This window comes from Cellulomonas hominis (assembly GCF_014201095.1).
Taxonomy (GTDB): domain Bacteria; phylum Actinomycetota; class Actinomycetes; order Actinomycetales; family Cellulomonadaceae; genus Cellulomonas; species Cellulomonas hominis.
The window spans coordinates 2,201,504-2,219,810 of the sequence record NZ_JACHDN010000001.1 but is presented as its reverse complement, the minus strand read 5'-3'; the positions used below and the strand labels follow the sequence as shown (position 1 = coordinate 2,219,810).

The following is an 18,307-nucleotide window of genomic DNA, read 5'->3' as shown; positions in this document are numbered from 1 at the left end:
GCGCCGCCGTAGCGCCGCCCCGCTCCCGGTGCCGGCACGGGACGATGCGGATCAGACAGCGGGCAGCAGCGGGTCCACCTCGAGGCGGCCGAGACCGTGACCGCGCTCCGGATGGTCCTGCTCGAGGCGGCCGACGACCCCCATGCGGACGAGGGGTTCCCGGTGCACGCCGCCCTGCGGGCCGCCCGTCCTGCCTCGGCCGCCGGCGCGGCACCGCGCCGGGACCCGGCCCCGCTCAGCCCCGCGCAGCCGCCGCCCGTCCGCGCACCGCGCCCAGCGCCGCCGCGACCGGCACCAGCACGCCGATCACCGCGACCGCCCCGGCCAGGCCGGCGAGCACCCCGGCGTCGAGCACGGGGAGGGGCGTGCCCAGCAGCCCCTGCCCCACGCCCACCAGCGCGGGCAGCACGCAGGCCAGGCCCACCGCCAGCGCCGTGAGGGTCGCCAGGCCGGACTCGACGGCCACCATGGCCAGGAGCTGCCGGCGGGTGGCCCCGGTGCGGCGCAGCAGCGCCAGCTCCGGCCCGCGGGAGCGGACCAGCAGCACCAGCGTGTTGGCCGCCCCGACCGCGACGAACGCGAGCAGCGCGAGCAGCAGCCAGGTCGACAGGCCCTGCTCCCCGGCCGCCGCCGCCTGCACGGACGCGGCATACCCCACGGCGTCCGCGACCTCGGACCCGGCCGCGACGATCGCGTCGCGCACGGCCGGCGCGGCGTCCGGGTCGTCGAGCCGCACGAGCAGGGCTGTGCCGGCCGGCGTCGCGCCGGCACGGGCGGCCTCGGCCGCGACGTGCTCGCCCACGAGGTAGTCACCGAGCCCGAGACCCCGCTCGTAGAGGGCGACGACGGTGAGCTGCTGCTCCGCGCCGGCGATGCGGACGAGCACCGGCTCGCCGAGGCGGGCGGACCCGGTGACGGCGGCCTCCCGGCTGAGCGCGATGGTGCCCGCCGCCTGGAGGTCGGCCAGGTCGCCGGACCGGACGTCCGGGTCGAGCAGGCCCGCGTCCGCCGGCGCGGTGCGCAGCGTGGTGGCCTCCCAGCTCAGGCCGTCCAGGAACGGCAGGTCCTCGTCGGGCTCGTCCGTCATGACCTGCGCGGGGACGAGGGAGGTCACGGCGGCGCCGGCGACCCCCGGGAGCGCGGCGACCCGCGCGGCGTCGTCGGGGCCGGCGGCGTCCGTGACCACGAGGTCCGCGGTGATCCCGTCCCGCACCTGGCGCCCGGCGGCCTCCACCAGGCCCGCGTTGACCCCGGACTGCACGGTGCCGAGCGCCAGCAGCAGCGCCAACGGGACGATCGCGCCGGTGAGCCGGCGCGAGAAGCCGCGCGCGTTCGCCAGCGCGAGCGTGGTGACAGCGCCCCGCCCACCGAGCGCCAGTCCCCGGCGCGCTGCCCCGCCGACCAGCACCGGACCCGCCAGCGCGGCCGCGGTGACGAGCAGGAACGCCGATGTGGTCGCGGCGGCGCTGCCGAGCAGGCCGGGCAGCGCGAACGGCACGGCCGCGGCCGCGAGGCCGGCACCCGCGAGCACGCCCGCCGCGAGCCGGCGGCCGCGCGACAGCCCGGAGCGCTCCACCGCGGCGCGCTGGAGCGCCGTGGCGGGGCTCAGCCGCGCGCTCTCGCGGGCGGCGACCCGCGCGGCGACCAGGGCGGTCGGCACGAGCAGGACGAGCGCGGCGACCACGGGCCACGGCGAGAGGGTCATCGCGAAGCCCTCGGGCACGACGCCGCCGGCCTGCAGCACGCCGGTCAGCCTCGGGGCGAGGAGCAGGCCCGGCACGGTGCCCAGAGGTGCTGCGACGAGGAACACCAGCAGCACCTCAGCGGTGATCGACGACCGGACCTGCGCGGTGGTCGCGCCGACTGCGCGGAGCAGGGCGAACTCCCGGGACCGCGGGCGCAGGGCGCCGGCGAACGTCGAGGCCACCACGAGCAGGGCGATGAGCACGGCCGTGCCGGCGAACGACGACGCCACGGCGAGCAGCATCGACGCGGCCGGGTCGGAGGCGGCACCCGCGGAGCCGGACAGCCGGGCACCCGCCTCGACCCAGGCCCCGGTCGCCGTGAGCAGCGCCGCCGCCAGGACGACGACGAGCGCGCTGCCGGCGAGGCTCGCGCGGTGGACGCGGACGGCGGAGACGGCGGAGGACCACATGCCGCTCACCGCCCCAGCTCGAGCATGCGGTCGGTGATCTGGTCGACGCCCGGCGCGTCGAGGTGGCCGACGACGAGGCCGTCGGCCAGGAACAGCACCCGGTCCGCGGTCGCCGCCACCCGGGCGTCGTGGGTGACGAGCACCAGCGTCTGGCGCAGAGTCGCCGCGGTGGTGCGCAGCACGTCCAGCACCTGCGCGCCGGTGTGGGAGTCGAGCGCGCCGGTCGGCTCGTCGGCGAACACGACCGCCGGCCGCGTGATGAGCGCCCTGGCGATGGCGACGCGCTGGGCCTGGCCGCCCGAGAGCTCACCCGGCAGCCGGTCCTCCATCCCCTCCAGGCCCACCGCGGCCATCAGGTAGCGGCGCAGGTGCGGGTCCGGCGCGCGGCCGCCGAGCTGGAGCGGCAGCGCGACGTTCTCCGCCACCGTCAGGTGCCCGACGAGGTTGTACGACTGGAACACGAAGCCGATCCGCTCCCGGCGCAGCCGCGTGACGGCGTCCGGGGACATCGCGGTGAGGTCGTCGCCGCCGATCAGCACCTGCCCGCCGGTCGGCCGGTCGAGGCCCGCCGCGCAGTTCAGCAGGGTGGACTTGCCGGACCCCGACGGGCCCATGATCGCGGTGGCGGAGCCGGGCGGCAGCGCCAGCGAGACGCCCGCGAGCGCCTCGACCGAGCCGCGGCCGCTCGGGTACGAGCGGCGCACCTGCACCAGCCGGACGGCCGGTTCGGTGCCCGCGGCGGGCTGCTCGGCGGGCTGCTCGGTGGTCGGTGCGGGGAGCGTCATGGTGTCCTCCGGAGGTCGGCGCGAGGGGGTCCTTCTTCTCGCTCGCCACGCTAGGAACGACGGGCCGTCACCCTCCAGACGCCGACGACGCAACCCCGCGGCCTGCATCCTTCGACGCAGGCGCTGGTCCCGTGGGTGGACCTACTCCGGCTCCGGCACCGCCACGACGCGGTTCTGGTACGCCCAGACGACCGCCTGCAGCCGCGAGCGCACGCCGAGCTTCGGCATCATCCGCGCCAGGTGGGACTTCACGGTCGACACCTCGACCACGAGCGTCGCCGCGATCTCCTCGTTCGACATCCCCTGCGCGAGCAGCTGGAGGATCTCCGCCTCCCGCGCCGTCAGCACCTCCGCGCCCCGCTGCGCCGTCACCGGCTGGAGCCGCCGCCGGCCCGCGAACTCCCGCAGCACCCGGTGCGTCAGCGCCTGGTCGAGCGTGCCGAGGCCCGCGGCGACCTGCCGGACCGCGTGCACGATCGTCTCCGGCTCGGCGTCCTTGAGCAGGAAGCCGGACGCGCCCGCCTCGAGCGCCCCGAACACGTACTCGTCCAGGTCGAACGTCGTGAGCACGAGCACCGGCACCGGGTGCTCGACGTCCGGGCCGCACAGCTCCCGCGCCACGCTGATCCCGTCGCGGCCCGGCATCCGGACGTCCAGGCACACGACGTCGGGCGCGAGGCTGCGGGCGAGCGCCAGCGCCTCGTCGCCGTCGGCGGCGGCGCCCACGACCTCGAGGTCGGGCTCGGCGTCGATCAGGGCGGTCAGGCCGGCGCGGACGAGCGGCTGGTCGTCGGCCACGAGGACGCGGGTCACGGGGCGGCTCCGGGGGTCGGGGGTGCGGGCTCGGGTCGGTCCTGCGGGCCCGGCGGTCCGGCCGGGTCGCGCGGCACGGTCAGCCGCACCTCCCAGCCGCCGTCCGGCGTGGGGCCGTGGCGGAGCGCGGCACCGACCAGGTCCGCGCGCTCGCGCATCCCGCGCAGGCCGTGGCCACGGTGGGGCCGCTCGCCCGGCTCGGGCGCGGCCGCGGGCGGGCCGTTGCGCACGGTCACCACGACGGCGTCGGGGGCGCGGTCGTCCACCGTCACGCGACAGGGGGCGCCCGGTGCGTGGGCGCGCGCGTTGGCCAGCCCCTCCTGCACCATGCGGTAGGCGGTCAGCTGCCCGAGCGGCCCGACGCCCCGGCCGAGCTCCCCCGCGACGCCGTCGGCGCGGAGCACCTCGACGGTGGCGCGAGCGGACTCCGGCGCCCCGGCCCCGGCCGCGGCGACCAGGCCGGGCACCCCGGCGAGGGAGGCGGCCTCCGTGTCCGCCGCGTCCTCCTCCCGCAGGAGCCCGACCAGCCGCCGCAGGTCCTGCAGCACCACCCGGCTCTGGTCGCGCACCGCACGCACGCCCTGGTGGGCCGCGTCCGGGTCGGTGTCGATCTGCCGGTCGATCGCCGAGGCCATCAGCGCGATCCCCGACAGGTGGTGCGCCGCGATGTCGTGCAGCTCGCGGGCCATCGCGGTGCGCTCGGCGGCGACTGCCGTGCGCACCAGGGCGTCCCGCTCCCGGGCGAGGGCGCGCAGCTCGCCCGCCTGCGCCGCGCGCACGGCCCGGCGGGACGCCACGACGAGCGCGGTGCCGAGCGGCAGGGCGACGACGACGACCGCCTGCGCGACGGCCGACGCCAGCAGCAGCGGCCCGCTGCCGGAGAACCCGGTCCCGCGCAGGGCGCCGTCGGCGGCCAGCAGCGCCAGCACCACGGGCAGCACCCCGCGCAGGCGTGCCATCGGCACCGCGACGCCGCCCCGGAACAACGCGACCAGCACGGCCAGGCTGGTCAGGCCGCCCGCACCGGCGCCCGCCGCGAGAGCGGCCACCACGGTCGCGGCCGACACCGCGACCAGGACCGTGCGCGGCCGCGACCGCACCCACGCCAGCGCGACCGCCTGCGTGACCAGCGCGAGCAGCACCGCCCACCAGGCACCCGAGCCGACCGGGACCTCCGGCGCCGCCTGCTCGCCCGGGTCCGGCTCCACGGCCGAGAGCAGCGGCAGCGCGAGCAGACCCGCGACCGCGAGCACTCCGGTGACCGCCGCGACCGCGACGTCGGCGCGCGACGGCCGGTGCCCGAGGGACCGCCCCGGCGCGCGCGAGGTCACCATCCCGGCATCGTGCCACGTCGGTGGTCCGGAGCACCGATGGCTACGAGGGGCAGACGGCCGCGCTCGAGCTCATCGTCGCCGGCGTCGGCCAGGGCGGTTCGCACCGGAGGAGGGGTTCGTCGTGGACCCGTCGCCGGTCACCTACGAGGTCACGGACTCCACCGGCGACACCGTCGCGGTGGTCATCACCGTCGGCTACGTGCCGGGCGCGGCCGACGACGCCTCCCGCGGACGGTGCCGCGTGCCGCGGCCCGTCAGGCCCGGGCCGCCGCCCAGCGTGCCAGCGTCACCAGGAGAGCCCGGTGACCGGCGGACTCGTACGACCGCTCGTCGTGGCCCAGCACGTCCACCGCCACCCGCGACCGGCCCTGACGACGCACCCAGGCGGTCGGCTCCGGGCCGGCTGCGCCGTCGTGCTGCGCGACCACGGTGCTCTCCCCGACCTGCTGCAGGCGGCAGTACCGCTCGTCCCACACCCGGAAGCCCGCGATCGGCCTGCCCTCGAGCTCCCCGCCGTGGATCAGCGCCTCGTCCGCGGGCGGGTGGAACGAGACACCCGGCAACCAGACGCGGCCCACAGCGAGCGCCCACTGCGGGTAGTCCCGCATCGAGGCGCACGCCGAGTGCAGCGCCAGCACGCCGATCCCCCGGTCCAGGGCGCGGCCGAAGCCGTCCAGGGACTCCCGCGGTGGCGGCGCGGTGCCACCTCCCGGCACGTCCGGAGACTCCGGACCGTCGTCGCCGGGCCCGGAGCGCCAGGGGTCTCCTGCGTTCACGACGAGCAGGTCCACCCCGTCGAGCGCCGTCATCGCCCGGTCGACGTCGTCGTCGGTCCGCACCTGCGCGCCCGACTCCCGCAGGATCCGGGCGACGCACGCGCTGGTGGCGGCGAACGGGTGCCACGGGTCGGCGTAGCGGCCCGCGCCGCTCGCGATCACGACACGCATCGAGCCACCCACCCCCGTGATCGTCGAGGGCACCAGCGTGGCAGACGCACGGCGGTGCGCGCCGGTCGTGGGTCCGCGCGGGCGTGCTCCGGTGGACCAGGGCGACCGCCCGCGAGCCGGTCGGGGCCTAGGTGTGCTCGACCAGGCACAGGGTCTTGACCGACCGCCGCTCGTCCATCGCCCGGTAGCCGTCCGCGATCTGCTCCAGCCCGACCCGGTGGTCGAAGACCACCCCGGGCTCGATCGTGCCGTCGAGCACGTCGGCCAGCAGCTCGGGCAGGTACCGGCGGGCCGGCGCGATGCCGCCGCCGACGGTGAGCCCGCGGCCGAACAGCGTGCCGACGGGGAGCTCGACGCCGTGCGGCAGCCCGACGTACCCGACGCCGCCGTAGGGCCGGACGGCGGCCAGCGCCGTGCGCATGGACTCCCCCGTCCCGACGCACTCGAGCACGTGGTCGACGCCGACGCCGTCGGTGAGGTCGAGCAGCTCGGCCACGGCCTCGTCGCCCCGCCCGGCCACCACGTCCGTCGCGCCCACCCGGCGGGCCAGCGCCTGCCGGCCGGGGTGCCGGCTGCAGGCGACGACGCGCTCGGCGCCGAGCCGGCGGGCGGCCAGCACCCCGCACAGCCCGACCGCCCCGTCGCCGACGACCGCGACGGTCGAGCCGGGCCGGACCCCGGCGGTCACGGCCGCGTGGTGCCCGGTCCCCATGACGTCGCTCAGCGCGAGCAGCGACGGCAGCAGCTCGGGTGGCGCCGCGCCGTCGGGGACGGGCACGAGGGTGGCGTCGGCGAACGGCACCCGGACGGCCTCGCCCTGCCCGCCGTCGGCCCCCGGTTGCCCCCAGATGCCGCCGCGCCGGCACGCGACGGGCGCGCCGCGCGTGCAGTGCGGGCAGTCGCCGTCGTTCCACCGGAACGGCGCGACGACCTGGGTGCCGGGCCGCAGGTGGCGCACGGCGGCCCCGACCTCCTCGACCACGCCGACGAACTCGTGGCCGATCGTCTGGCCGTGCTCACGGGGCGACTGACCGCGGTAGTACCAGAGGTCGGACCCGCAGACGCAGGTCGCGGTGACCCGGACGACGGCGTCGGTCGGCTCGGCCACCACCGGGTCGGGCCGGTCGACGACCACGATCCGGCCCGGCCCGTCGAACACGGCCGCCCGCATCAGGCGGCGCTCCCCGGCGACCGCCGGCGCAGCCGCAGGTGGCGCGGCTGCGTGAAGCCGAGCAGGCCCTCGGTGCCGAGCTCCCGGCCGAAGCCGGACATCTTCCAGCCGCCGAACGGCGCCTGCAGCTCGGTGATGTCGTTGATGTTCACCCCGACCCCGCCCGCGTGCAGCCGCTCGGCGACGCCCCAGGCCCGGTCGAGGTCGCCCCCGAAGACGTAGGCGGCGAGCCCGTACGGGGTGGCGTTCGCGAGCCGCACGGACTCGTCGTCGCCGCCGCGGACCCGGTGCACCGCGACCGCGGGGCCGAACGTCTCCTCGGTCATGGCGAGCGCGTCGGCGGGGACGTGGTCGAGCACCGTCGGGGCGAAGAACGCCCCGGGGACGAGCCCGGCCAGGTCCACCGGTCCCCCGCCGGTCACGGTGCGCGCCCCGCGCGACACGGCGTCCGCGACGTGCTCGTGGGTCTTGTCGACCACGCCGGGGGTGGTGGCGGGACCGCTGGTGACGCCCGCCTCGACGCCGTGGCCCAGCGTGATCGCCCGGGCGTGCTCGGCGAGGGCGGCGACGAAGTCGTCGGCCACCGCGTCCGCCACCAGCACCCGGTTGACCGCGATGCAGATCTGGCCGGTGTTGGAGAACGACCGCCGCGCCGCCGCGGCCGCCGCCTCCGCCACGTCCGCGTCGTCGAGGACCACGAACGGGCACTGACCGCCGAGCTCCAGGGACAGCCGCTTCATGGTGTCGGCGGCGGTGCGCATCAGCGCCTGGCCGGTGCGGGTGGACGCGGTGGCGGTGATCATCGCGACGTCCGGGTGCGCGGCCAGCGCCTGCCCGGCCTCGACGGCGCCGGGCAGGTCGGCGACGACGCCCGCGGGGAACCCGGCGTCGTGCAGGCACTGGACGAGCAGGCCGACGGCCAGCGGGGTCTCCACGGGCGGCTTGACCACGACGGTGTTGCCCGCCGCGAGGGCCGGCCCGATCTTCCACGCGTACAGGTCCACCGGGTAGTTCCAGGGCACGATGGCGCCGACGACGCCGAGCGGCTCGTGGGTCACGATCGAGCGGATGTCCGCCCGCGCGCTCGGGCGCAGGGTGCCGCCGAGGCGCGGGCCCTCCTCCGCGTAGTACCGCAGCACGGTCGCGCAGTACGCGATCTCCTTGACGGAGTCCGGCAGGGGCTTGCCCTGCTCCCGGGTGAGGGCGTCGGCGATGTCGTCGATCCGCTCGTCGACGAGGTCGGCCGCGCGCCGCAGCAGGGCGCCGCGCTCCTGCGCCCCGGTGCGCGCCCAGCCCGGGAACGCGCGGGCCGCCGCGTCGACGGCCGCCCCGACGTCCGCGGCCGTCGCCACGGGCGTGCTCCCGACGACCGCACCCGTGGCGGGGTCGCGCACCTCGACGGTCCCGCCGCCCCGCGACGGCCGCCACCCGCCGTCGAGGTACAGCAGGCGGTCGCGCCGCGGGCTCACTCGGCCCCCGCCGCTGCCGGGGCCGGCGCCGCACCCGGCGTCACCGTGCCCGCCGTGACCGGCGGCGCGGAGAAGTCCCGCGACCGCAGGCGGCGCCACAGCTCGGCGTAGTTGCGGTCGTTCTGCTGGTGCGCCTCGGTCGTGCGGTTCGAGTTGGTGTTCACCATGATCATCGGCTGGACGCCGCGGGCGACCAGGTCGGCGGCGGTGGCCGCGTTGATGGCGTGGGTCATCGCGACGGCGACGGAGGTCGAGGTCGGCCCGACCGGGTACTCCAGGCCGTCGATGTGCTGGGAGGCGTCCTCGAGGGGGATGCCGGTGTCGATCACGACGTCCGCGATCTCGTACAGCCGCTTGCCGCAGGAGTGCCGGGAGGCGACCTGGGACGAGTGGGGCACGGACGTCACGGCGACGACCTTGAGCCCGCGCTCCTGGAACTCCACCGCCATGTCGAGGATGACGGCGTTGATCCCGGAGTGCGAGAACAGGATCAGCGCGTCGCCGTCCTTGATCTGGTGCGAGCGCAGGATCGCCCGACCGTAGCCCTCGCGGGTGTGCAGGAAGCGGTACTGGGCGGTGCCCTGGTCCCCCAGCACGTGGTGCATGAGGGCGATCGAGCTCTCGACGATCGGCCGGAAGCCGGTGACGCCACCGGTGCGCGGGAACGACTCGAGCGCGGCGAAGCCGCCGTGCCCGGTGCCGAAGGTGAACACCAGGCCGTCCCCGGCGATGGCGTCGGCGCAGACCCGGCCGGCCGCGGCGATGGCGTCGGACTGGGTGTCGCGCACCCAGGCGATCTTGGCGATCAGGTCGTCCAGGTAGGTGACCTGGACGGGCTTCTGCTCGGACATGGTGGTTCCTCTCGATGGGGTCGGTGGCTGCGGGGGCTCAGGCCGCGAGCGCGTCGAACCCGACGCGCAGCAGGTCGGCCTCGGCGTCGGTGCGGTCGGTGCCCTCCATCCGGCGCTGGTCGGCCCCGTCCACGGAGGCCAGGCACAGCGACGCGGCGGCGACCCCGAGGGCCCGCGCCACCACGAACAGCGCGCTGGTCTCCATGTCCGTGGCGACGACGCCCCGCCGGGCGAGGTCGTCGCGGCCCCGGCGGACGGACGTGACGGCGGGCTCGGAGTCGGTCATCTGGGTGTAGAAGCCGTCGAACGTGCCGTAGATCCCGGTGCGCACCGGGCGGGACCCGGAGCGGGCGGCGGCCTCCACGCGGGCGGTGAGCGGCAGGTCGGGCACGGCCGGGAACTCCAGGGGCAGGTAGGAGGCCGAGGTGGACTCGCCGCGCACGGCCCCGTGCGCGACGACGAGCTCCCCCAGCCGGGTGTCCCCGACGGTCATCACGGTGCCGAGGCGCAGGAACTCCCGGACGCCCAGGTCGGCGAGCTCGTGCATCACCACGGCGGCGATGGGCGCGCCCATCCCGAAGGCGCTGACGGTCAGCCGCGTCCCCCGGTACGTGCCGGTGGCGGTGGTCAGGCCGCGGTCCTCGCCGAGGACGTGGACGTCCTGCATGAGCTCGGCCGCGATGGCCACCCGGCCGCGGTCGCCGACGAGCACCGCCCGCTCGGCGACGTCCTGTCTGCCGCAGCGCAGGTACCAGGCGTTCGTTGTCGACACAGTGACTACTCCTTGATGGGTGCGGGGCGCGCCGCCGGCGTGGGGCGCCGGTCGCCGCGCGAGGCGATCAGGTCGGTGGCTGCAGCGGCGGCGGCGGCGAGCGCCGGGCCCGCCGCGGCGGGCGTGAGGGGCGCGGGCGCGTCGAGCAGCCCGGCCACGAGGGTCGCGACGAAGGTGTCGCCGGCACCGGTGGTGTCGACCGCGTCCACGGGACGGACGGCGACGTCGAGCTCGGCGGTGCCGAGCCGGGCGTGCACGCCGGCGGCGCCGCGGGTCTCGACCACCAGCGCGCCGGGGCGCACCCGGTCGTGCACCGGCACGCCGGGCAGGTCGAGGAACCCGCGCTCCCCGGCGGACAGGCTGACGACGTCGGCGCGCCCCAGCAGCTCCGCGACCAGGTCGGGCGGGTAGGCCGCGGCGTCGTGCTTGACGGCCCACACCACCCGGGCGTGCGCCGGCAGCAGGGCGAGGACGTCCCGGGTGGCCCGCTGCGGCGCGACGGCCAGCACGCACCAGTCGGCGGTCCGGACCACGTCCCGCTGGGCCGCGGTCAGCGCGCCGTCGTCGTGGTGGCAGTCGGCCGGGTCGAAGACGCACACGGCGCCGCCGTCGCCCGTGTACATGAGGTACGAGGACGGCGTCCGGGTGCCGCAGGCGCGCACGCCCGCCGACCCCGCGCCCGCGTCCGTCAGCGCGCGGACCCAGCCCGCACCGCCCGCGTCCGGCCCGACCCAGCTCACCGGCTGCACGTCGGCCCGCGCCCCGGACGCGTGCAGCGCCCGGACGTGGTGCGCGATCCCGCCGGGGCGCGGCCACTCCTCGCTCAGCCGGCCGGTGACGATGCTGGTGGCGTCCGGGCCGTGGAACGTCCCGAGCTGCATCGCGTGGTCCAGGCTGGCGTAGCCGACCACGACCACGCGCGTCACAGCAGCTCCAGCGCGGTGGCCAGGTCGACGACCCGGCCCATGTAGCGGTCGATGTCCTCCAGGCTCGCCTCGGCCAGGTGGGGGCGGTTCGAGCTGGTCGCCTCGCGCGGCACGACCGGCTCGAACCCGCCGGCGAACGCGTCCTGGGCGGTGGCCCGGATGCACACGTTGGTCTTCACGCCGGCCACCACGACCCGCCGGACGCCCTGCTCGCGCAGCAGCAGGTCGAGGTCGGTCGCGTAGAACGCGGAGAACCGGCGCTTGGTGACCTCCACCTCGTAGCCGCCCGGGAGCGGCTCGAACCCGGGGACGTACGCCGCGTCGGGCGCACCCGCCTGGTGGTGGAGCGGCAGCTTGCCGAACTCGAAGTCGGCGAGGCCCGGGTGGTGCCGCTCGACGGCGTGCACCACCAGCGTGCCCCGCTCCCGGGCGCGGGACAGCAGCGCGGCCATCGGACCGAGCACCCGCTCGACGCCCGGGTAGTGGTTGGGCTGGGCGGGGTCGAAGAACGAGGCGATCACGTCCACCAGGACGAGGGCGGTGACCGGACGGTCGGCGGGCACGGGCACCTCCGGGTGGGTCGAGGGGGACGCGGCGGGCGGGGACGCGGGGGCCGGGGACGCGGGGGCCGGGTGCGTCATGCCGCGACCCTCGCGACCCGCCGGCTCGACCGGATCCCGGTGAGGGCGAGCACGACCACGACCGCCACGTACGGCAGCGTCTGGATCAGCGACGCCGAGTAGCCGCCGCCGATCTGCAGCCGCGCCTGGATCGCGTCGAACGTCCCGAACAGCAGGCACGCGAGCGCGGTCGGCAGCGGACGGGCCCGGCCGAAGTAGAACGCCGCCATGGCGACGAAGCCGCGGCCGGCCGTCATGTTCTCGTTGAACAGCCCGACGGCCCCGAGGCTCAGGGCGGCGCCGCCGAGGCCGGCGAGGAGGCCCGCGACGGTGCCCGCCGAGTCCTGCAGCGCGCGGGTGCGCAGCCCGAGCGACGCCCCGGCGGCCGGGGACGCGCCCACCGCGCGCACGCGCAGCCCCCAGCGGGTGCGGTCGAGCGTCCAGGCCGTGGCGCCCACCAGGACGACCGCCAGCCAGAACAGCGGGCTCTTGCCCGACACGAGCGCGCCGAGCACCGGGACGTCGGCGACCCCCGGGATCGTCCACGACGGCAGCCGCTCGAGGCCCTCGACCTGGAGCGTGCCGGACACGCCCTGCGACGCCCGGAGCCAGTAGCCGATGATGCCGAGCACGACGGTGTTGAACCCGAGGCCGGCGATGATCTCGTTCGCGCGCAGCCGGGTGATCGTCAGGCTCATCAGCCAGCCGGCGAGCGCCCCCGCCCACGCGCCGGCGAGCACGCCGAGCTCCCAGCTGCCCGTGCCGCCGCTGACCAGCGCGGCCAGCAGCGCCCCGACGAGCATCTGCCCCTCGAGCCCGATGTTCACGACACCCGCCTGCCGGTGCACGGCCCCGCCCAGCGCGGCCAGGACCAGCGGCACCGACAGCGTCAGTGCGGAGGCGATGATCTGGTCGATCACGCGATCACCGCCTCGGGGGCGGCCGGGCGGCGCCGCAGCGCCAGCCGGGGGAGCACGAACTGCACGACGGCGAAGATCATCACGGTGCCCTGGAGGATGTCGACGAGCTGGATGGGCAGGTTCACGAACAGCTGGATGGTGGAGCCGGCCGCGTTCAGCGCCCCGAAGAGCACCGCGCCGACGACCATCCCGACGGGGTTGAACCGGGCGAGCAGCGCGATCGCGATCCCCGTGAAGCCGAAGCTCGCGGAGAAGCCCCCGGTGTAGCGGTGCACGATCCCGAGGGCGTGCACGCCGCCGCCGAGCCCGGCGACCAGCCCGGCCCCGAGCAGGGCCACGACGACCACCGTCCGGGTGCGCAGCCCCTGCGCGACCGCGAACCGGGGCGTCGCCCCGACCGCCCGGAACTCGAACCCGAGCGTGGTGCGCCGGAACCAGAACGCGTAGGCGACGACCAGCAGGAGCGCGACCACCAGGCCCGCGTTGGTGAGGTTCGGCGGGAAGAACGGCTCGAGGCGGGCCGCGTCGGACACGTACGCGGTCGCCGAGTTGGCCTGGCCGCGCTCCTGGAAGAACGCCTGCACGGCCCAGCCGGCGACGCCCGCGACGATGAAGTTGAACATCAGGGTCGTCACGACCTCGTCGACCTTCCACCAGGCCCGCAGCACGGCCGGCACGACGGCGACCAGCACACCCGCCGCGACGGCGGCCAGCAGGCTGGACCCGACGGCCGCGACCGGCGGCAGCGAGCCGACGTGCGCGCCGACGACCGCCGCGGCCAGCCCGCCCAGCGTGAACGACCCCTCCGCGCCGATCGTGAACACCCCGGCCCGGTAGGCGAACGCGGCGGCGACGGCGGTGAACAGCAGCGGGGTCGCCGCGGCGAGGGTCGCGTCGATGCGCGATCCGCCGCCGAACGCCTCCTCCAGCAGCAGCCGGTAGATCTGGAGCGGGTCCTGACCGGTCACGGCCAGGACGACCCCGCCGACCACGAAGGCCAGCAGCACCGGGACGAGCGCCCGGCCCACGCTCGTGGCCGCGGCACGGCCGCGGTCCGGGGATGCGCTCATCGGTCCTGCTCCGTCCCGGCTCGTGCACCGAGCTCGTCGTGGCTGCCCTGCGCGCTCCCGACCATCAGCGCGCCGATCTCGGCCCGGCTCGCGGTGCCGGGCAGCTCGCCCGCCACCGTCCCGCGGTGCAGGACCAGGACCCGGTCGCTGAGGGCGCGCAGCTCGTCGATCTCCTCGGAGAACAGGACGATGCCCGCCCCGTCGTCGCGCGAGCGCCGCAGCAGCTCGTGGATGTGCCCGATCCCGCGGATGTCGACGCCGCGGGTCGGCTGGCTGGCGATGACCGCGCGGGGCCGGTCGAGGGTCTCGCGGCCCACGACCAGCCGCTGCTGGTTGCCGCCCGACAGGCTCGACGCGGGGTCCTGCACGGAGCCGTACCGGACGCTCGCCCGGGTCAGCACCGCCTCGACCCGGTCGCGCACGGCCGCCCGGCGCAGCACGCCCCACCGGCTGAGCGCCCCCAGCCGCGGGGTGGCGATGGCGTTGTCCTCCAGCGAGGTGCTGACGGACAGCCCCTCGTGCTTGCGGTCCGCGCTGATGTACGCGACGCCGTGCCGGCGGCGCTCCCGCACCCCGGCCGTCGTCAGGTCGCGGGTGCCGTCGGCGGTGCGCAGGGCGACCCGGCCGCCGGTCGTCGCGCGGATGCCGGCCAGCGCCTCGGCGAGCTCCTCCTGGCCGTTGCCGGCGACCGCCGCGATGCCGAGGATCTCCCCCGAGCGCAGCGCGAACGACACCCCGTCGAGGCGCGGGGCCCCGAGGTCGTCCCGCGCCCGGACGTCCTGCACCTCGAGCACGGGCTCACCGGGGGTGCCCGGCTCCGTCCGGTCGGGTGCCACCTCGCCGTCGCCGATGATCGCGCGAGCCAGGCCGGCCCGGTCGACCTCGCCGCGGCGGTGGTGCGCGACCGTGCGGCCCCCGCGCAGCACCGTGATCTCGTCCGCCACCGTCACGACCTCGTCGAGCTTGTGGCTGATGAACACCACGGTGTGGCCCTGCGCGGCCAGGTCGGTGAGCAGCCGGAGCAGCTCGTCGGCCTGCGCCGGGGCGAGGACCGCCGTCGGCTCGTCGAGGATCAGCGTCCGCGCCCCGCGGTGCAGCAGGCGCAGGATCTCCACCTGCTGCTGGATCGCGATCGACGTGTGGGCGGCCCGCGCCGACCAGTCGACCTCCACGTGCACGGCCCGGGCCAGCTCCTCGGCGCGACGCCGTGCGGCGGCCCGGTCGATCACCGGCCCGCGGTGCGGCTCGTCGCCGAGCACCAGGTTCTCCAGCAGCGTGAGCTCCGGGATGATCGCGAGCTCCTGCTGGACGAGCCCGATGCCCCGGGCGATCGCGTCGCGCGGCGAGGCCATGACGACCGGCTGGTCGTCGAGCACCACGCTGCCGGCGTCGGGCCGGTCCAGCCCGTAGAGGATCCGCATCAGCGTGCTCTTGCCCGCGCCGTTCTCGCCGATCAGCGCGTGCACGGTGCCCGGCGCCACGGCCAGGTCGACGTCCACGTTGGCGCGGACGGGCCCGAAGGAGCGGCTCACGCCGCGGGCCCCGATCCGGCAGCGGGGCCCGGAGGCCCCGCCGCCCTGAGGTGTGGATGACGTCACGAGCGGCTCAGTTCCCGTAGAAGTCCGGGTAGCCCTGCGTGACGGCGTTCCAGACGGTGATCTCGCCGGACACGATCCGGTCGGCGATCGCCGCCACCGCGTCGATCGTCTCCTGGCCGATGTCGTCCTTCGTGTACTCGTAGTCGGTCAGGCCCACGCCGCCGTCCGCGAGGCCGTAGGTGACGGTCTCGCCGCCGGGGAAGTCCCCGGCCGCGTACCGCGCGACGATGTCCTCCATCGCGACGTCGGTCCGCTTGAGGACGCTGGTCAGGACGTTGCCCGGCGCGACGCCGTCCTGGTCGTCGTCGACGCCGATCGCGTACCGGTCGTTGTCGACGGCCGCCTGGATCACGCCCGCCCCCGTGCCGCCGGCCACCGCGTAGACGATGTCGGCCCCCTGGTCGTACATCGACTGCGCGAGCTGCTGGCCCTTGGTCGGGTCGGCGAAGTCGTTGGAGTAGGCGGTGAGCACCTGCACCTCGGGGTCGACGTCGTGCGCGCCCTGGATGAACCCGACGATGAACTTGTCGATGCCGACCGACTCCGTGCCGCCGATGACGCCGATGACCTTCTCCGGGTTCACGCGCGCGTTGTCCGGGTCCTGGGTGACCATCGCCGCCAGGGCGCCGGCCAGGTAGGAGGCCTCCTGCTCCTGGAACAGCACCGAGGCCACGTTGTCGCCCGCCGCCTCGGCGTTGACCAGCACCCAGCTCGTGTCCGGGAAGTCCGCGGCCACCGCCGGCAGCAGCTCGTTGTGCGAGTACTCCAGGTCGATGATCAGCCCGGCGCCGGTCTGCCCCGCCCGGCGCAGGATCTGCTCGCCCTGGCCGACGATGTCGGCGGACTCGATGGGCGTGCCGGTCATGTCGGCCGCCTCGACGCCGGCCGTGAAGCCCGCGTAGGCGAGGTCGTTGAACGACTCGTCGCCGAGGCCGCCCTGGGCGATGACGAGCGCGGCGGAGCCGGAGCCCCCGGACTCGCCGGACGAGCCGGAGGTCTGCGCGGACGGGCCGTCGTTCCCGCTACAGGCGGTCAGCAGGAGCACCGAGGCGGCGACCGGGACGAGCAGCTTCGTGACGCGTGAGGTCATGGTTCTCTCCGTGGGACGAGGGGGCGAAGGAGATGCGGTAGATGTAGGTGCTGCCCAGGTAGCGGGCGCGGACGTGCTCGATCAGCCGACCCGAGGCGTCCCGCGACTCGCGGATCACCTCGATCAGCGCGGTGCCGGGCTCGACGCCGAGGAGCTCGGCGTCCTCCGGGGACGCGTTGACGGCCTGCATGGACTCCTCGGCGCTGGTCAGCTCGATGCCGTGCCGCTGGAGCGCCGAGTACAGGGAGAAGCTCCCGGCCGCGGCCGTCGCCTCGGTCAGGTCGATCGCCTCGGCGACGTCCTCGCGGACGACGACGCGGTGGAGGCCGACCGGAGCGCCGTCGACGCTCCGGAGCCGCTCCACGACCACGACGCCGCTGTCCTCGAAGGGCGAGGCCGGCCGGCCGGGCGCTCCGGCGGCGTAGGTCTCGAAGCCCAGGAGGCTGCTGGACGGCGTGAGGCCGAGGCCGTGCACGTGCTCGGAGAAGCTGGTGAGCTCGGGCAGGTGCCGGGCCATGGGGCGGGGCGTCACGAACGACCCCTTGCCCTGGCGCCGGACGACCTGCCCCCGCTCGACCAGCAGGTCGTAGGCCTTGATGACGGTGGCGCGGGAGAGCGTGTTGTCCGCCGCCAGCACCGTCTCGCTCGGGAGCTGGTCGCCGGGCTTGAGCCCTTCCCGGGCGATCACCTCGCCCAGCGCGTTGGCCAGCTGGAGGTACAGCGGGACACCGCCCCGGGTGTGGTCCAGGTCGAGGTGCATGGCCGTGCCTCCGCGTTCCGCCGAGTTGACCGGTTGTCCGGTCAAGTGGGGACGCTATGCCCGGGTCCGCGCCCCCGGAAGAGCGGCAACAGACGTTTCACCGACGATTAACACGCCCGGAACACGCGGCGCCGGTCGCCCGCCCCGCCTCACCCGCCGGCGCGGGCCCCGGGGCCGAGGACGGACAGCATCTGCAGCTTCTCGTGGCTCTCGGTGCCCGGGACCGCGGTGTAGACCAGCAGCGAGTGCGCCTGCTCGGGGTCAAGCAGCACCTGGCACTGCACCTCCAGCAGGCCCACGACCGGGTGCTGGAAGCGCTTGACCTGCCGCGGGGTGATGCCGACCTCGTGCCGCGTCCACACCGACCGGAACTCCGGGCTGCGCTCCGTCAGCAGCTCGACCATCCGGGCGGCCGGCGACCCCGGCCCGCGCACGGCCAGGACGCCGCGCAGCCCGGAGGCGTACATCCGGGAGTAGAACGCGTGGTCCTCGGCCGGCTGCAGGTCGCGCGCTCCCGGCTCGGTGAACCACCGGAACCCGATGCTGCGCGCCGGGCCCGTGAACCGGCTCAGGTCGCCGACCAGCGCGACGCCGGGCGGCGTCTGGCGCAGGGTCTCGCCGAGCTCGGTGACGATCTCCGCGGGCGTGTCCCCCAGCCGGTCGAAGATCCGCAGCATGCCCGGGCTGATGTGCTCGGTGCCCGCACCCCGGACCGGCGGCCGGTGCCCCGCCAGCCGGTACAGGTGGTCGCGCTCGTCGCGCGACAGGTGCAGGCCCTGGGCGATCGCGCCCATCATCTGCTCCGAGGGCTGCGGGCCGCGCTCGCGTTCCAGGCGCGCGTAGTAGTCGACCGACATGTGGCACAGCGCGGCGACGTCCTCCCGGCGCAGGCCGGTGGTGCGGCGGCGCTGCCCGCGCGGCAGCCCGACGTCCTCGGGCTGCAGCACCGCGCGGCGGCCACGGAGGAACTCGGCGAGCCCGGGGCGATCGATCATGCGGGCATCCTGCCGCGGGCCGCACCGCCGA

General features: G+C 76.3%; 17 protein-coding genes. All 17 read right to left on the bottom strand.

What is annotated here, in order from left to right; genetic code table 11:
* Positions 1-235: 235 nt before the first annotated feature.
* The 17 genes from HNR08_RS10385 to HNR08_RS10305 all read right to left on the bottom strand — a co-directional run bounded on the left by HNR08_RS10385 (position 236) and on the right by HNR08_RS10305 (position 18,276).
* Entirely contained in the window at positions 236-2,155 is a 1,920-nt protein-coding gene (locus tag HNR08_RS10385; protein ID WP_246803141.1) for an FtsX-like permease family protein, read from the bottom strand.
* A gap of 5 nt (positions 2,156-2,160) precedes the next feature.
* Complete coding sequence (locus HNR08_RS10380) at positions 2,161-2,940, bottom strand: ABC transporter ATP-binding protein (protein WP_146839664.1); 780 nt, start codon at positions 2,938-2,940, stop codon at positions 2,161-2,163.
* 141 nt (positions 2,941-3,081) lie between these two features.
* Complete coding sequence (locus HNR08_RS10375; protein ID WP_146839666.1) at positions 3,082-3,753, bottom strand: response regulator; 672 nt, start codon at positions 3,751-3,753, stop codon at positions 3,082-3,084.
* Entirely contained in the window at positions 3,750-5,087 is a 1,338-nt protein-coding gene (locus tag HNR08_RS22685) for a sensor histidine kinase (RefSeq protein ID WP_146839672.1), read from the bottom strand. The genes HNR08_RS10375 and HNR08_RS22685 overlap by 4 nt, the downstream gene beginning before the upstream one ends.
* Before the next feature lie 254 nt (positions 5,088-5,341).
* Positions 5,342-6,034, bottom strand: a complete 693-nt coding sequence (locus HNR08_RS10365) for a ThuA domain-containing protein (RefSeq protein WP_146839674.1) — start codon at positions 6,032-6,034, stop codon at positions 5,342-5,344.
* 127 nt (positions 6,035-6,161) lie between these two features.
* A complete protein-coding gene (locus tag HNR08_RS10360; RefSeq protein WP_146839676.1) occupies positions 6,162-7,205 on the bottom strand; it encodes a zinc-binding dehydrogenase in 1,044 nt (347 codons plus the stop codon).
* Positions 7,205-8,674 carry an aldehyde dehydrogenase family protein gene (locus HNR08_RS10355; protein ID WP_146839678.1) on the bottom strand — a complete coding sequence of 490 codons (1,470 nt, stop codon included), beginning with the start codon at positions 8,672-8,674 and terminating at the stop codon, positions 7,205-7,207. Before HNR08_RS10355 ends, HNR08_RS10360 begins: the two co-directional genes overlap by 1 nt.
* On the bottom strand, positions 8,671-9,525 hold the full coding sequence (locus tag HNR08_RS10350; protein ID WP_146839680.1) for a sugar isomerase domain-containing protein: 855 nt from the start codon (positions 9,523-9,525) through the stop codon (positions 8,671-8,673). The genes HNR08_RS10355 and HNR08_RS10350 overlap by 4 nt, the downstream gene beginning before the upstream one ends.
* Positions 9,526-9,562: 37 nt before the next feature.
* Positions 9,563-10,297, bottom strand: a complete 735-nt coding sequence (locus HNR08_RS10345; protein ID WP_146839682.1) for a nucleoside phosphorylase — start codon at positions 10,295-10,297, stop codon at positions 9,563-9,565.
* 5 nt (positions 10,298-10,302) lie between these two features.
* Positions 10,303-11,223, bottom strand: coding sequence for a carbohydrate kinase family protein (locus HNR08_RS10340; protein ID WP_146839684.1), 921 nt, complete (start codon positions 11,221-11,223; stop codon positions 10,303-10,305).
* Entirely contained in the window at positions 11,220-11,864 is a 645-nt protein-coding gene (locus HNR08_RS10335; protein WP_146839686.1) for a cysteine hydrolase family protein, read from the bottom strand. The genes HNR08_RS10340 and HNR08_RS10335 overlap by 4 nt, the downstream gene beginning before the upstream one ends.
* Positions 11,861-12,763, bottom strand: a complete 903-nt coding sequence (locus tag HNR08_RS10330) for an ABC transporter permease (protein WP_146839688.1) — start codon at positions 12,761-12,763, stop codon at positions 11,861-11,863. The genes HNR08_RS10335 and HNR08_RS10330 overlap by 4 nt, the downstream gene beginning before the upstream one ends.
* On the bottom strand, positions 12,760-13,833 hold the full coding sequence (locus tag HNR08_RS10325; protein ID WP_146839690.1) for an ABC transporter permease: 1,074 nt from the start codon (positions 13,831-13,833) through the stop codon (positions 12,760-12,762). The genes HNR08_RS10330 and HNR08_RS10325 overlap by 4 nt, the downstream gene beginning before the upstream one ends.
* The gene (locus HNR08_RS10320) at positions 13,830-15,365 is read right to left on the bottom strand and encodes an ABC transporter ATP-binding protein (RefSeq protein WP_246803140.1); all 1,536 of its coding nucleotides are present in this window, start codon (positions 15,363-15,365) and stop codon (positions 13,830-13,832) included. The genes HNR08_RS10325 and HNR08_RS10320 overlap by 4 nt, the downstream gene beginning before the upstream one ends.
* Positions 15,366-15,438: 73 nt before the next feature.
* Complete coding sequence (locus HNR08_RS10315) at positions 15,439-16,521, bottom strand: BMP family lipoprotein (protein WP_146839694.1); 1,083 nt, start codon at positions 16,519-16,521, stop codon at positions 15,439-15,441.
* Positions 16,454-17,281, bottom strand: coding sequence for a GntR family transcriptional regulator (locus HNR08_RS10310; RefSeq protein WP_246581621.1), 828 nt, complete (start codon positions 17,279-17,281; stop codon positions 16,454-16,456). The genes HNR08_RS10315 and HNR08_RS10310 overlap by 68 nt, the downstream gene beginning before the upstream one ends.
* Before the next feature lie 149 nt (positions 17,282-17,430).
* Entirely contained in the window at positions 17,431-18,276 is an 846-nt protein-coding gene (locus HNR08_RS10305) for a helix-turn-helix transcriptional regulator (protein ID WP_146839696.1), read from the bottom strand.
* Between the last annotated feature and the right edge of the window lie 31 nt (positions 18,277-18,307).